This window comes from Streptomyces sp. AN091965 (genome assembly GCF_022698285.1).
Classification (GTDB): Bacteria; Actinomycetota; Actinomycetes; order Streptomycetales; family Streptomycetaceae; genus Streptomyces.
This window is the reverse complement of the sequence record NZ_JALDMY010000001.1, coordinates 3,861,021-3,875,564: the sequence shown is the minus strand read 5'-3', so window position 1 is coordinate 3,875,564 and position 14,544 is coordinate 3,861,021. Positions and strand designations below refer to the sequence as shown.

Here is a 14,544-nt window from a genome sequence, read left to right as displayed (position 1 = left end):
CCATGAGCAGCACCGAGAACACCCCCCAGGGCGCCTCCGCCGAGCCCCGCGGCCCGGTGGACTCCTCGCGGATCCCGCGCTACGCGGGGCCCGCGACCTACGCCCGCCTCCCCCGCCTCGACGAGGTCGGCACCGCGGACGTGGCGGTCGTCGGCGTCCCCTTCGACTCGGGCGTGTCGTACCGCCCGGGCGCCCGCTTCGGCGGCAACGCGATCCGGGAGGCGTCCCGCCTCCTTCGCCCGTACAACCCGGCCCAGGACGCGTCGCCGTTCGCGCTCGCCCAGGTCGCCGACGCCGGCGACATCGCGGCGAACCCGTTCAACATCAACGAGGCCGTGGAGACCGTCGAGGCCGCCGCCGACGACCTGCTCGGCACCGGCGCCCGCCTGATGACGCTCGGCGGCGACCACACCATCGCGCTGCCCCTGCTGCGCTCGGTGGCGAAGAAGCACGGCCCGGTGGCCCTGCTGCACTTCGACGCGCACCTCGACACCTGGGACACCTACTTCGGCGCCGAGTACACGCACGGCACCCCGTTCCGCCGGGCCGTGGAGGAGGGCATCCTCGACACCGAGGCCCTCAGCCACGTCGGCACCCGCGGCCCGCTGTACGGCAAGAAGGACCTCACCGACGACGAGAAGATGGGCTTCGGCATCGTCACCTCGTCGGACGTCTACCGGCGCGGCGCCGACGAGGTCGCCGACCAGCTGCGCCAGCGCATCGGGGACCGGCCGCTGTACATCTCCATCGACATCGACTGCCTCGACCCGGCCCACGCCCCGGGCACCGGAACCCCGGAGGCGGGCGGCATGACCTCCCGCGAGCTCCTGGAGATCCTGCGCGGCCTGGCCTCCTGCAACCTGGTCTCCGCCGACGTCGTCGAGGTCGCCCCGGCCTATGACCACGCCGAGATCACCGCCGTGGCCGCGTCCCACACCGCGTACGAACTGACGACGATCATGTCCCGCCAGATCGCGGAGGCCCGCGCCAAGTGACCCACGACCACGACCTGGAACTGAGGCCCACCGCCGCGCAGACCGAGGCCGCCCTCAACCCGCCCGCCGGGCGCAACGGCGGCGACCTCGTCGTCGAGACCCTGCGCGGGCTCGGCGCGGCCACCGTGTTCGGCCTGCCGGGGCAGCACGCCCTCGGCATGTTCGACGCGCTGCGCCGCTCCGACCTGGCCTACGTCGGCCTGCGCGTGGAGAACAACGCCGGGTTCGCGGCGGACGCGTACGGCCGGGTCACCGGCGAGGTCGCGCCGCTGCTCCTGTCGACGGGGCCCGGCGCGCTCACCTCGCTCGCCGCGCTGCAGGAGGCCGCCGCCGCGAGCGCCCCCGTGCTCGCCATCGGCAGCCAGGTCCCCGTCGCCGGGCTCGGCGGCGGGCGCCACGGCTATCTGCACGAACTGCGCGACCAGCAGGCCTCGTTCCGGGACGTGGTCAAGTCCGTCCACACCGTCCGCACCCAGTCCCAGATCCCGTCCGCGATCGCGGCGGCCTGGGAGTCGGCCCTCACCGCGCCGCACGGCCCGGTGTGGGTGGAGATCCCGCAGGACGTGCTGCTCGCGGAGACGGCCCTTCCGCAGGTCACCGCCGTGGACGCGACCCCGCGCGACCTGGTGCCGCGCCCGGAGCTGACCGCCGTGGCCGCCGATCTGCTGACGCGCGCCGAGCGCCCGGTGATCATCGCGGGCGGCGGGGTCGTCCGCGCCGACGCCTCCGGCAAGCTCCGCGCGCTCGCCGAGAAGCTGAACGCGCCGGTCGTCACCACCTTCGGCGGCAAGGGCGCCTTCCCCTGGGAGCACCCGCTGTCCCTCCGGTCCTGGCTGGAGGACCGGCACACCACCGACTTCCTTGAGGACGCCGACGTCCTGCTCGTGGTCGGCTCCGGGCTCGGCGAACTCTCCTCGAACTACCACACCTTCGCGCCCCGCGGCCGGGTCGTCCAGATCGAGGCCGACCCCGGCAAGCTGGAGTCCAACCATCCCGCGCTCGGCATCCACGCCGACGCCCGGCTCGCCCTGACCGCGCTCCTGGAGACCGTGGGGGAGCGGCCCGACCCGGCGGCGCCCGAGCGGGTCGCGGCCGTCCTGGCGAAGGTCCGCGAGCGGATCGACGGGCAGGGCCTGACCCTGGAGCAGGACGTCCTCGCCTCCGTACGGGCCGCCCTGCCGGACGGCTCGCCGTCCTTCTGGGACATGACGATCCTCGCCTACTGGGCGTGGTCCGCCTTCGACGCGCGGCGCCCCAACACCATGCACTCGGCGCAGGGCGCGGGCGGCCTCGGCTACGGCTTCCCGGCCGCGCTCGGGGCGGCCGCCGCGGACCCGACGCGGCCCGTGCTCGCCGTCTCCGGCGACGGCGGCGCGATGTACTCGATCGCCGAGCTGGCCACCGCCAGGCAGTACGGCCTGAACGTGACCTGGCTGATCGTCGACGACGGCGGCTACGGCATCCTGCGCGAGTACATGGCGGACGCCTTCGGCGAGGCGACCGCCACGGAGCTGGCCCGGCCCGACTTCGTCGCGCTCGCCGAGTCGTTCGGGGTGCCGGGGGTGCGGACCTCGCCGGAGCGGCTGCGGGACGACCTGGCGAAGGCCCTGGCGGAGCCCGGGCCGAGCGTCGTCGTGCTGCCCGCGCTCCTGCGGATGTTCGCACCGACGCACCTCGGCTGAGGGCGAACGATCGGTTTCGTCACAGTACTGTTCCGCGTACAACCATTCACTCGTGCGGGTGAGTCATGGGATGCGCGTGCGGCAGGAGCGCACGCGCGTACCGAACTACGGGGGGAACCTCCATGACTCACCGCATATCCCGGCGTGCCCGCGTGCTGAGCGCGGGTGCGGCCGCCGCCGTCCTCGTGCCGGTCCTGGGGACGGCCGCCGCCACTCCCGCCGCCGCCGCGACGGCCCAGGTCAAGTGCACCTCGTCCCAGCCGGACCTGGCGAAGAAGCTCACCAAGGACATCAACGCCGCGCTGAAGAACCGCAAGGGCACCATCGCCGTCGGCCTCTACGACAAGGCCACCAAGACGACGTGCACCCTGCGCGGCACCACCGCGTTCGACTCGGCCAGCGTCGTCAAGGTGACCGTGCTCGCCACGCTCCTCTGGGACGCGAAGAAGAACGACCGGTATCTGACGGACCGCGAGTCCAGCCTCGCCAAGGCCATGATCACCAAGTCGGACAACAACGCCACCAGCGCGCTGTGGCGCCAGCTCGGCGCGGGCAAGGTCAAGAAGTTCCTCGCCGCCGCGAAGATGACCAAGACCGTGCCCGGATCGGGCGGCTACTGGGGTCTGACCCGGATCAACGTCCAGGACGAGCAGAAGCTGCTCGCCCTGGTCACCGCGCCGAACTCCGTGCTCAGCGACAACGCCCGCGCGTACATCCTGAAGCTGATGAACCAGGTCGTCCGCGACCAGCGCTGGGGCACCCCGGCGGGCGCCCCCTCCGGCGTCAAGACCCACGTCAAGAACGGCTGGCTGCCCCGGGCCACGCACGGCTGGCGCGTGCACAGCATCGGCGCCTTCAAGGGCCGCGGCCACGACTACACGATCTCCGTGCTCACCCACGGCAACGGCTCCATGAACTACGGCGTCGACACCATCCAGCGCGTCTCCAGGGCCATCCACAAGGACCTGACCCCGCTGACCCAGGCCCCGCAGCGCTACGCGCCGACGGAGACCCCGAAGGAGGCGTCGGTCCCGGTCCCGCAGTCCTGACGGACCCCCCTTCATCCCGCCGCGTTTGTTGCGGCGGGATGAAATCCGTTCCTCGCCGTGTTGGGCCTCTCGGCAGGTCAGGACGGCGGGAGGAATGCGGTGACGGAGCGGCCGGAGCGGCAGGGCTGGGCGAGACGGCTGTGGGGGTACGCCTGGCGCTACCCCAAGGACGTGGTGCTCGCGCTCGGCTCGTCCCTCGGGGGCATGGCCGTCATGGCCGTCGTCCCGCTGCTCACCAAGGTCGTCATCGACGACGTGATCGGCGACCACAGCCGCGCCATGGCCCCCTGGGCGGGCGCCCTGCTCGGCGCCGCCGTCCTCGTCTACGTCATGACGTACGTCCGCCGCTACTACGGCGGCCGCCTCGCCCTCGACGTGCAGCACGACCTGCGCACGGAGATGTACGACACCATCACCGCGCTCGACGGGCGGCGGCAGGACGAGCTGTCCACCGGGCAGGTCGTCGGCCGGGCCACCAGCGACCTCCAGCTGATCCAGGGCCTGCTGTTCATGCTGCCCATGACCATCGGGAACGTCCTGCTGTTCGCGATGTCCCTCGCGATCATGGCCTGGCTCTCGCTGCCGCTCACCCTCGTCGCCCTGGCCGTCGCGCCCGCCCTGTGGTGGATCGCCCGCCGCAGCCGCAGCAGGCTGCACCCGGCGACCTGGTACGCGCAGGCGCAGGCCGCCGCCGTCGCGGGCGTCGTCGACGGGGCCGTCAGCGGCGTGCGCGTGGTGAAGGGCTTCGGGCAGGAGGAGCAGGAGACCGGGAAGCTGCGCGAGGTCGGCCGCAGGCTGTTCGCGGGCCGGCTGCGCACCATCCGGCTCAACTCCCGCTACACGCCCGCCCTCCAGGCCGTGCCCACCCTCGGGCAGGTCGCGATGCTGGCGCTCGGCGGCTGGCTCGCGGTCGAGGGGGAGATCACGCTCGGCACCTTCGTCGCGTTCTCGACCTACCTCGCGCAGCTCGTCGGCCCGGTGCGGATGCTCGCCATGGTCCTGACCGTCGGCCAGCAGGCCCGCGCGGGCGCCGAGCGCGTCCTGGAGCTCATCGACACCCGGCCCGCCATCGCGGACGGCACCAAGGAACTGCCCGCCGACGCCCCGGCGACCGTCGAGTTCGACGACGTGGCGTTCTCCTACGACGACGGGCGACGCCCCGTCCTCGACGGGCTCAGCTTCGAGATCCGCGCCGGCGAGACCCTCGCCGTGGTCGGCTCCTCCGGCAGCGGCAAGTCCACCGTCTCGCTGCTGCTGCCCCGCTTCTACGACGTGTCGCGCGGCGCCGTCCTCATCGGCGGCCACGACGTGCGCGAGCTGACGCAGGAGTCCCTGCGCGCCGCGATCGGGCTCGTGCCCGAGGACTCCTTCCTCTTCTCCGACACCGTGCGCGCCAACATCGCGTACGGCCACCCGGAGGCGACGGACGAGGAGATCGAACGGGCCGCCCGCGCCGCCCAGGCGGACCGTTTCATCAGCGAGCTGCCCGACGGCTACGCCACCAAGGTCGGCGAGCACGGGCTCACCCTCTCCGGCGGCCAGCGCCAGCGCGTCGCGCTCGCCCGCGCCATCCTCACCGACCCGCGCCTGCTGGTGCTCGACGACGCCACCTCGGCGGTGGACGCCCGGGTGGAGCACGAGATCCACGAGGCGCTCAGGCAGGTCATGGAGGGCCGCACCACCCTGCTCATCGCGCACCGGCGCTCCACCCTGGGCCTCGCCGACCGCATCGCCGTCCTCGACGGCGGCCGGCTCGCCGCCATCGGCACGCACGCCGAGCTGGAGCGCACCTCGCCGCTGTACCGGCGCCTGCTCACCGACCCCGACGAGCTCGGCGGCGTCTCGCCCGGCCACACCGCGCCGCCCCGCGCGGCCCAGGCCGTCGAGGACACCTCCGTGCGCGAGGAGCTGGACGCCGAGTTCGACGCCGAGCGCGGCATCACCCCGCGGCTGTGGACGGGCGACCGCGAGCCCAAGGACGCCGCGCTCGCCGGGGCCCCGGCCACGCCCGAGCTGCTCGCGCAGGTCGACGCGCTGCCGCCCGCCACCGACACGCCCGACATCGACGAGGCACGGGCCGTCGCCCCCGAAGAGGCCTACGGCCTGCGCAGACTGCTGCGCGGCTTCGGCCTGCCGCTGCTCCTGAGCCTGCTGCTCGTGGCCGTGGACGCGGGGATGGGGCTGCTCCTGCCCGTCCTCATCCGGCACGGCATCGACGAGGGCGTCTCGCAGGCCGCGCTCGGCGCGGTGTGGGCGGCGTCGGGCCTCGCGCTCGTCGCCGTCGCCGTGCAGTGGGTGGCCCAGACCGGCGAGACCCGGATGACGGGCCGCACCGGCGAGCGCGTCCTCTACTCGCTGCGCCTGAAGATCTTCGCGCAGCTCCAGCGCCTCGGGCTCGACTACTACGAGCGGGAGCTGACCGGGCGCATCATGACCCGGATGACGACGGACGTGGACGCCCTGTCCACGTTCCTCCAGACGGGCCTGGTCACCGCCTTCGTCTCCGTCGTCACCTTCTTCGGCATCATGGCCGCCCTGCTCGTGATCGACCTCCAGCTCGCCCTCGTCGTCTTCGCGACGCTCCCGCCGCTCGTCATCGGCACGTACTTCTTCCGCAGGTCGAGCGTGAAGGCGTACGAGCTGGCCCGCGAGCGCGTGTCCGTGGTCAACGCCGACCTCCAGGAGACGGTGTCCGGGCTGCGGATCGTGCAGGCGTTCCGGCGCGAGCGCACGGGCGGCGCGCGGTTCGCGGCCCGCAGTCAGGACTACCGCCTGGCGCGGGTGCGCGGCCAGTGGCTGATCTCGGTGTACTTCCCGTTCGTGCAGCTGCTGTCCTCGGTCGCGGTGGTCGCCGTCCTGATCGTGGGCGCCCACCGCGTGGACGCGGGCACCCTGACGACCGGCGCCCTGGTCGCCTACCTCCTCTACATCGACCTGTTCTTCGCCCCGGTGCAGCAGCTGTCCCAGGTCTTCGACGGCTACCAGCAGGCCACCGTGTCGCTCGGCCGCATCCAGGAGCTGCTGCGCGAGCCGACCTCGACGAAGGCCCCGGACGAACCCCTTGACGTGCTCTCCCTGCGCGGCGAGATCGCCTTCGAGGGTGTGGAGTTCGCGTACGGGGGCGACGCGGAGGAGGCCACCGGGACGGCCGTCGCCGAGACGGCCGCCACCGACTCCGCCGTGGCGGAGACCGCGCTCAGCGGCATCGACCTGCGCATCCCCGCGGGCCAGACCGTGGCCTTCGTCGGCGAGACCGGCGCGGGCAAGTCCACCCTGGTCAAGCTCGTCGCCCGGTTCTACGACCCGACGGGCGGCCGCGTCACCGTCGACGGCACCGACCTGCGCTCCCTCGATCTGACCTCGTACCGGCACCGGCTCGGCGTCGTGCCGCAGGAGGCCTATCTGTTCGCGGGCACCGTGCGCGACGCCATCGCCTACGGCCGCCCCGACGCCACCGACGCGGCGGTCGAGGCCGCGGCCCGCGCGGTCGGCGCGCACGACATGATCGCCACGCTCGACGGCGGCTATCTGCACGAGGTGGCCGAGCGCGGCCGCAACCTCTCGGCCGGGCAGCGCCAGCTGATCGCCCTGGCCCGCGCGGAGCTCGTCGACCCCGACATCCTGCTCCTGGACGAGGCCACCGCGGCCCTGGACCTGGCCACCGAGGCCCAGGTCAACCTGGCCACGGACCGCATCGCGGGCAAGCGTACGACGCTGGTGGTCGCCCACCGCCTGACCACGGCAGCCCGCGCGGACCGCGTGATCGTGATGGACCACGGCCGGGTCGCCGAGGACGGCACCCACGACGAGCTGCTCGCCCGCGACGGCCGGTACGCGCGCCTGTGGCGCACGTTCGTCGGGGAGCCGGTGGAGGCCTGAGCCCGCCCGGCCGAGGGCGGTGACGGCGGAGGTCGGCCGCCGGGCTCAGTACGCCGACTTGATGTCCGTGATCCTGCGGGTCGCCAGGTCGGACTGGACCGTCAGATAGGTGTATGTGGGCTTCTGGCCGGTGCCCCAGGTCAGGCGCACCGTGGAGGTCGTCTTGCCCATGCCGCTGTCGCCCGCGGTCACGCGCCAGGCGGTCGGCACGTTCTGCGCGCGCAGCACGCCGTCGGCGTCGTGGCGGCGCTCCCAGCCGAGCAGCCGCTCGCGCAGGTCCGGCGTCAGATAGAAGGTGCGCAGGGCGGCGGCGGCCTTGTTGGAGCCGGGGTCGTTCGCCACGTCGATGTAAGCGCCGTAGAAGTGGGCGACCCGTTCGTAGGCGGGTCCCGGGCTGCCGCTGCGGGCGGGTGCCTGGCCCGGCTCGGCGGATACCCGGCCCGGCTCGGCGGAGGCCGCGGACGGCACGGCGGCCACGGCGGCGAGGAGGGCGGCGGCGAGGATCGGACGGGCGCCGCGAAGGCCGGAGCCGCGGCGTAACGGACGTATCGGAGTCATCGGATGTCCTGCCTTTCACGTTCTGCTCCGTTCGACCACGGGTGGCTTCGGGAAGTTGTGTCAAACCTGCAAAATGGCAGGCACCATTCCGCAACCGTCGGATGCCTGTCCGGCGTCCGTACGTCCGTACGCTGATGCCGGGGTGGCGGGAGGGGTCATCGTGGAGAGTGGTCGGATACGGCGCCGCGTGGCGGGAGGCGCCGCCGCGGTCGCCGCTGCCCTCTTGTTCACGCTGGTGGGCCCCGGCGCGGGCGCGGCCCAGGCCGCCCCGGTCTGCCCCGGCCAGAAGATCCGCACGCTCGCCTTCGCCACCGGCAAGGTCGTCCTCTACAAGAAGCGCGGCTTCGTCTGCGCCGTGACCTACGCCAAGAGCGCCCGCAACCGCAAGCCCATGTCCGTCAGCGTGCAGGCGCGCGGCAGCCGACCGGTGCGGGACCACGGCCGCTTCGTGCGCCTGGCGGGCCCGGTGAAGGTGCACGCGGGCCACCGCTGCGTGTGGATCAAGGGCGATGTGAGCGGCCGCGGGGTCAGCTCCGGCTGGATCCTCTGCTGACCGCCCGGCGCCACTCCCGGCACGGGCCGCGCGTCCGCTGGGCGGACCCGGCCGTCCCCTAAGTGAATTTTCCCCCGCCCGAGATGGCGGTGAAGCACCCCTTTGTCGCCAATGCGGCCTGGTGTGCGGCCAGTTGCTCCGTTAGGTTCCGGGGAATTGCCGCGCCGACAGGGGAGGACGCATGCGCAAGGCGCTCAGATGGGTGCTGTCACTCGTGGTGCTCATAGGCACCATAGGCTTCACCGGAGCCACGGCGGCCACCGCCGCCACGCCCGGGGCACCCGCAGCCAAGACCGACATCAAGGACCGGCTCCTCGCCATCAAGGGCATGAGCCTCATCGAGGAGAAGCCGTACGACGGCTACCGCTTCTTCGTCCTGAACTACCGCCAGCCGGTGGATCACCGGCACCCCTCCAAGGGCACCTTCCAGCAGCGCATCACCGTGCTGCACAAGGACACCGCCCGGCCCACCGTCTTCCACACCTCGGGCTACGGCCTGAACGTGAACCCGGGCCGCTCCGAGCCCACCCGCATCATCGACGGCAACCAGGTCTCCATGGAGTACCGCTTCTTCACGCCGTCCCGCCCGGCCCCGGCCGACTGGAAGAAGCTCGACATCTGGCAGGCCGCCAGCGACCAGCACCGCATCTTCAAGGCCCTCAAGCCGATCTACACGAAGAAGTGGCTGTCCACCGGCGCCTCCAAGGGCGGCATGACCGCCACCTACTTCGAGCGCTTCTACCCGCGCGACATGGACGGCGTCGTCGCGTACGTCGCGCCCAACGACGTGAACAACAAGGAAGACTCCGCCTACGACCGCTTCCTCGCGACCGTCGGCACCAAGGAGTGCCGCACGAAGATCGAGGCCGTGCAGCGCGAGGCCCTGGTGCGCCGGGAGCCCCTGGAGAAGCTGTACGCCGCCCACGCGGCCGCCAACGGCTACACCTTCAAGACCATCGGCAACCTCGACAAGGCCTTCGAAGCCGTCGTCCTCGACGTGAACTGGGGCTTCTGGCAGTACCAGCAGTCGGCGACCGCCTGCGCGAAGGTGCCGACCGCCGCGGCGGCCTCCGACCAGGTCCTGTTCGACTGGATCGAGGACGTCGGCGGCTGGTCCTCCTACGCCGACCAGGGTCTTGAGTACTACACCCCGTACTACTACCAGGCCGGTACGCAGCTCGGCTCGCCCGACATCAAGCAGCCCTGGCTCGCCGACCTGAGCCGCTACGGCTACCAGCCGCCGCGGAACTTCGTGCCGCGCGACATCCCGATGACCTTCCAGAAGCACGCCATGAAGGACGTCGACCGCTGGGTGCGCCACAACTCCCACCGGATGATGTTCGTGTACGGGGAGAACGACCCGTGGGGCGCGGAGCCGTTCCGCCCCGCGCGCGGGGTCAAGCACGACTCCCACGTCTTCACGGCGCCGGGCGGCAACCACGGGGCGAACGTCGCCGGGCTCACGTCCGCCGACAAGACCAAGGCCACGGAGCGCATCCTCGCCTGGGCCGGAGTCCCCACGGCGAAGCCGGCCCCGTACGACGCGAAGCTCGACCGCGAACGCCTGCGCGAGCAGACGCTGCGGCCGTAATCGGCGCTCCGCGCCTCGTCCTCACACGCCGGGCGGGCCGAATCCGGCCCGTCCGGCGTTCTGAGTCACACCCGGACCGCGCAGCCGACCGGGCGGGTGCCGCCCAGGGACACGTACAGGGCGGTGCCCGGCGCGCAGGAAGGCCGCGTGGCCACGGCTGCCACGACGCGGTACTCCGGGGCCCGGCGGCCCGAGCCGTCGCAGGGGGTCTCGCGGACCTCGCCCCGCCCGGCCCCGTACACACAGTCGCCCACGACGGTCCGGGGCCCGCCCCCGCCCCCGGGATCCCCGGGATGCGGCGGCTCCAGATTCCGCATGCAGGCGTACCCGCGCGACACCTCCCCGTCGCCGTCCTCGTCGACGGCGGGCCGGCGCTCGCTGATGTGCAGGACGTAGTCGGTGCGGGCGGGACACAGGGGCCCGTCGCCGACGGGCCCGTCGTGGCGGGCGATGACGCGCGCGGCGGCCCGCTCGCTGCCGCAGGGCACCTCCGTGACGCGCTCGCGCCCCCGCGACGCGCAGTCATCGATGCCGAGAAAGACGGCCCCGTGCCCGCCGGGCGCTCCGGTGAGCGAGGGCCGCTCGGAGGGGGCGTCGGAGCCCCCAGACTTCTGACATCCCGCCAGGACCAGGGCGGCGGCGAGCAGCGCGCCCCCGCACGCCGCTTCCGCCCTGGTCGTCCACATGGCAGCCCCCCGCCCCATGACCATGTGTACCCAGCGTGACCCCGCCACGCGCGGGCACGCCAGGCGCTCGGGAGGCTTTGCGCTCGTTGGCGACGGGGCGGGACGCGCGCTGCGTACGGCCGGTACGCCCGTCAGTCGGACGCGGCGTACGGCTCGTACGAAAGGCCGTGCCCGATGGGGTACAGCACCTGCCCGGGGTCGTCCGGGCGCGGCACGGGCACCGGCAGGCGGCCCGTGGGCCGGGTGCGCCCCGCGATGACGCGGGCGGCGGCGCGCAGTTCGACGTCGGTCCAGGAGTAGGTGGCGAGGGCGGCGCCACCGGGCAGGTCCTGCGGGGTGCGGACCGCGAGGGTGACGACGGGCACGCCGGTGGCGGTCAGCGCGGCGACGAGGCCGTGCTGCGCGTCGCCCTCCGCGACGTCGTAGGCCGTGACGAGCACGGCGGCACGCCCCGCTGCGGCGGCCACGGCGTCGTCGACGGCTTCCTTGGAAGGCGCTCCCCCCGTGCTCAACACGGCGACGTCGAAGCCGAGTTCGGTGAGCGCGGCGGCGAGGACGGAGGTCGGCGGACCGGTCGTGCCGGACGGGGACACCGGGTCGGCGCCGACGACGAGCAGGTCGCGATGGGTGTCGGGGGACAGCGGGAGCAGGCCGTCGTCGTTGCGCAGGAGCGTGGTCGTACGGTCGGCGATGCGGTCGGCGGCGGCGCGGTGGGCGCTGCTGCCGACGGTCTCGTCGACGCCGTCGAGGGAGACGTACGGATCGTCGAAGAGCCCGAGCTTCGCCTTGAGTTCGAGGACGCGCAGCACGGAGGCGTCGATGCGCTCCTCGCTCAGCTCGCCCTCGCGCACGGCGCGCACGACCGCGTTCCAGGCGAGCTCCGGCTGCGGCGGGTCCAGGAGCTGGTCGACACCCGCCTTCAGGGCGAGCACGGCCACGCGGTCGTCGCCGTACTTGGTGCGCACGCCCTGCATGGACAGCGAGTCGGTCACCACCAGGCCCTGGTGGCCGAGCTGTTCGCGCAGCACGCCGGTGACGATCGGGTACGAGAGGGTGGCCGGGTCGAGCGCCGGGTCGAGGGCGGGCACGACGAGGTGCGCGGTCATCACGGCGTCGACCCCGGCGGCGAGCGCGGCGCGGAACGGCGGGGCGTCGAGCTCCTCCCACTCCTCGCGGCTGTGGTGGATGTGCGGAAGCGCGGTGTGGCTGTCGGTCTCGGTGTCGCCGTGGCCGGGGAAGTGCTTGGCGGCGGTGGCGATCCCGGCACTCTGGTAGCCCTCGATCTGGGCGGTCACGAAGCCGGAGACGGCGTCGGGGCCCGCGCCGAAGGAGCGTACGCCGATCACGGGGTTGGCCGGGTTCACGTTCACGTCGGCGGAGGGCGCGTAGTTCTGGAAGACGCCGAGCGCGCGCAGTTCGGCACCGGCGATGCGGGCCGCCTCGCGCACGTCGTCGTGGGAGCCGCCCGCACCGAGCGCCATCGCGCCCGGAAGGAGCGTGGCGGGCGCGCCGACGCGGGCGACGACGCCGTGCTCCTGGTCGATGGTGAGCAGCAGCGGCACGCCGGGCGACTGCCCGAGGGCGACGCGCTGCACGTCGTTGGACAGGGTGGCGAGCTGGCGCGGATCACGGGTGTTGTGGGCCCAGCCGAAGTAGATGAGCCCGCCGGGCCGGAACTTGGCGACGGCCTCGGCGGCGGTGCGGACCCCGAGCTCGCGCTCGTTGACCTCCATGTCGGCGGGGTCGGGCTCGGTGGCGTGGTGTCCGTACACGTGCAGGACGAAGAGCTGGCCGACCTTCTCTTCGAGCGTCATGCGAGCCAGGAGGGCACGCGGGTCGTCCACGGTGACAGGGGCAGCGTCAAGAGAGTCGTGAGGCACCTGCCACGGATATCCCGTGCCGTGCGGCGGGTCAAGGCTCCGGAAGCCGGGACGGTGCCGCCACCGGCGCAATGGAGGGGGCGCACCGGTGGCGGCTCGCTGCCGGCCGCGGGCGGCGGAGAGGGAGGTCAGCGGTCGCAGCCAGCAGCGATGCCGACACCGCTCGCGAGACTCTCCGGCAGCGTGTCCGTTGGACGAGCGGGCCGCCCTCCGGGTTCCCCGAGGGGCGCGGAACGCGCGAAGTCGGTGCGCGCGGTGACGCTGGGACGCAGGAGCCGCTCAACAGGCCCGCGCCGGGCCCTGGTCGGGCCACGCCTCCTGCAGCACCCGTACGGTCTCCGCGATCGCGGGCCGCCGGGCGGCGCCGGTCCGCCACACCGCGTACAGGCGGCGCATCGGCAGCGGGTCGAGGCGCACCGCGACCACACCGGGCGGCAGCGGGCCGCGCCCGAGACGGGGGATCAGCGCGATGCCGAGCCCGGCGGCGACGAGCGCGATCAGCGTGGGGTTCTCCTCGGCCTGGTGGACGATGTCCATCTCGCACCCGGCGGCCCGCATCGTCCGCACCAGCCAGTCGTGACAGATCTGCCCCGGCGGCTGCGAGACCCAGCGCTCGCCCTTCAGATCGGTGCGCCGCACGGCGTCCCGCCCGGCGAGCGGATGACCCTCCGGTACGAGCAGGTCGCACAGGTCGTCGCCGATCACCGCCTGGTCGACGCCGGGCGGCGTGGCCAGCGGAGTGATGTCCCAGTCGTGCACGACCGCGAGGTCCACCACGCCCTTGGCGACGAGGTCCACCGACAGATGCGGCTCGACCTCGGAGAGCCGGGCGTCCAGGGCCGGATGGCGCCGCGCGAGCTCGGCGAGGACCCCGGGCAGCAGCCCGCGCGCCGCGGAGGCGAAGGCCATGACCGTCAGCCGCCCCGCGGGCACGCCGCGCCGCTCCTCCAGCTCCGTCTCGGCGCGCTCCATGACGGCCAGCAACTCCCGTGCGGCAGCGGCGAGATGCAGCGCCTCCTCGGTGAGCGCGACGCCGCGCCCCCGGCGTTCGAGCAGGGTGGTGCGGGTCTCCCGTTCCAGCTTGGCGATCTGCTGGGAGACGGCGGAGGGCGTATAACCGAGGGCGGCGGCGGCCGCGCCCACGGTCCCGTGCACGGACACGGCGTGCAGCGCCTTGAGCCGGGCCAGATCGAGCAAGGAGACCTCCTGGGGTTCACGGGGGGCAGGCGCGGCCGCCGGATGATCGGAAACCCTCACCACCACGGGCGTACGGGCCCCGCCACCACGACGGGACCACAGAAGCGACGACGCACGGAACGGCGGGGCACCGAGGCGACGGCGCCGGAACAGGCACCGGAACGGCGGGGCACCGAGGCGACGACGCACCGGAACAGGCACCGGAACGGCGGGGCACCGAGGCGACGACGCACCGGAACAGGCACCGGAACAACGGGGCACCGAAGCGACGACGCACCGGAACGGGCACCGGAACAACGGGGCACCGAAGCGACGGCACACCGGAACGGGCACCGGAACAACGGGGCACCGAAGCGACGACGCACCGGAACGGGCACCGGAACAACTCACCGACACCCAAACACTAAGCACAGCTAAATCCAATCATGAAGAAATCCGTGCTGGTGCTACACGCTCCCGGCGAGTGATCCTCGA

At 73.2% G+C, this 14,544-nt stretch carries 10 protein-coding genes; 6 read left to right on the top strand and 4 right to left on the bottom strand.

The window, feature by feature from the left end; all coding sequences use genetic code 11:
• Positions 1 to 2: 2 nt before the first annotated feature.
• The 4 genes from speB to MQV74_RS16115 all read left to right on the top strand — a co-directional run bounded on the left by speB (position 3) and on the right by MQV74_RS16115 (position 7,605).
• Positions 3 to 995 (top strand): agmatinase, encoded by a 993-nt coding sequence (gene speB / locus MQV74_RS16130; protein WP_242718296.1) that lies wholly within the window; start codon positions 3 to 5, stop codon positions 993 to 995.
• Positions 992 to 2,677: a thiamine pyrophosphate-binding protein gene (locus MQV74_RS16125; RefSeq protein WP_242718294.1), complete on the top strand. Its 1,686-nt coding sequence runs from the start codon at positions 992 to 994 to the stop codon at positions 2,675 to 2,677. Before speB ends, MQV74_RS16125 begins: the two co-directional genes overlap by 4 nt.
• Positions 2,678 to 2,799: 122 nt before the next feature.
• A complete protein-coding gene (locus tag MQV74_RS16120; RefSeq protein WP_242718292.1) occupies positions 2,800 to 3,726 on the top strand; it encodes a serine hydrolase in 927 nt (308 codons plus the stop codon).
• 99 nt (positions 3,727 to 3,825) lie between these two features.
• Positions 3,826 to 7,605, top strand: coding sequence for an ABC transporter ATP-binding protein (locus tag MQV74_RS16115; protein WP_242718290.1), 3,780 nt, complete (start codon positions 3,826 to 3,828; stop codon positions 7,603 to 7,605).
• Positions 7,606 to 7,650: 45 nt separating this feature from the next.
• Here MQV74_RS16115 and MQV74_RS16110 read toward each other — a convergent pair whose 3' ends face one another.
• A complete protein-coding gene (locus MQV74_RS16110) occupies positions 7,651 to 8,163 on the bottom strand; it encodes a hypothetical protein (protein WP_242718288.1) in 513 nt (170 codons plus the stop codon).
• A gap of 160 nt (positions 8,164 to 8,323) precedes the next feature.
• On the opposite strand from MQV74_RS16110, the gene MQV74_RS16105 reads away from it, so the two are divergent.
• Both MQV74_RS16105 and MQV74_RS16100 read left to right on the top strand, forming a co-directional pair.
• Positions 8,324 to 8,716, top strand: coding sequence for a hypothetical protein (locus tag MQV74_RS16105; RefSeq protein ID WP_242718286.1), 393 nt, complete (start codon positions 8,324 to 8,326; stop codon positions 8,714 to 8,716).
• A 181-nt stretch (positions 8,717 to 8,897) separates the two neighbouring features.
• Positions 8,898 to 10,307, top strand: a complete 1,410-nt coding sequence (locus MQV74_RS16100; protein ID WP_242718284.1) for a S28 family serine protease — start codon at positions 8,898 to 8,900, stop codon at positions 10,305 to 10,307.
• A 65-nt stretch (positions 10,308 to 10,372) separates the two neighbouring features.
• Here the strand turns inward: MQV74_RS16100 and MQV74_RS16095 are convergent, their stop codons facing one another.
• From MQV74_RS16095 to MQV74_RS16085, 3 genes are all read right to left on the bottom strand, one after another.
• Positions 10,373 to 10,993: a hypothetical protein gene (locus MQV74_RS16095; protein WP_242718282.1), complete on the bottom strand. Its 621-nt coding sequence runs from the start codon at positions 10,991 to 10,993 to the stop codon at positions 10,373 to 10,375.
• 131 nt (positions 10,994 to 11,124) lie between these two features.
• Positions 11,125 to 13,014: a glycoside hydrolase family 3 protein gene (locus tag MQV74_RS16090; RefSeq protein ID WP_374120782.1), complete on the bottom strand. Its 1,890-nt coding sequence runs from the start codon at positions 13,012 to 13,014 to the stop codon at positions 11,125 to 11,127.
• A gap of 138 nt (positions 13,015 to 13,152) precedes the next feature.
• Positions 13,153 to 14,070 (bottom strand): LysR family transcriptional regulator, encoded by a 918-nt coding sequence (locus MQV74_RS16085; RefSeq protein WP_242718278.1) that lies wholly within the window; start codon positions 14,068 to 14,070, stop codon positions 13,153 to 13,155.
• Between the last annotated feature and the right edge of the window lie 474 nt (positions 14,071 to 14,544).

What these genes read in the sequence shown, in the direction of transcription:
- speB (WP_242718296.1), top strand. Translation starts at nt 3, where the DNA reads ATGAGCAGCACCGAGAACACCCCCCAGGGCGCCTCCGCCGAGCCCCGC.
- MQV74_RS16120 (WP_242718292.1), top strand. Translation starts at nt 2,800, where the DNA reads ATGACTCACCGCATATCCCGGCGTGCCCGCGTGCTGAGCGCGGGTGCG.
- MQV74_RS16110 (WP_242718288.1), bottom strand. Translation starts at nt 8,163, where the DNA reads ATGACTCCGATACGTCCGTTACGCCGCGGCTCCGGCCTTCGCGGCGCC.
- MQV74_RS16100 (WP_242718284.1), top strand. Translation starts at nt 8,898, where the DNA reads ATGCGCAAGGCGCTCAGATGGGTGCTGTCACTCGTGGTGCTCATAGGC.
- MQV74_RS16095 (WP_242718282.1), bottom strand. Translation starts at nt 10,993, where the DNA reads ATGTGGACGACCAGGGCGGAAGCGGCGTGCGGGGGCGCGCTGCTCGCC.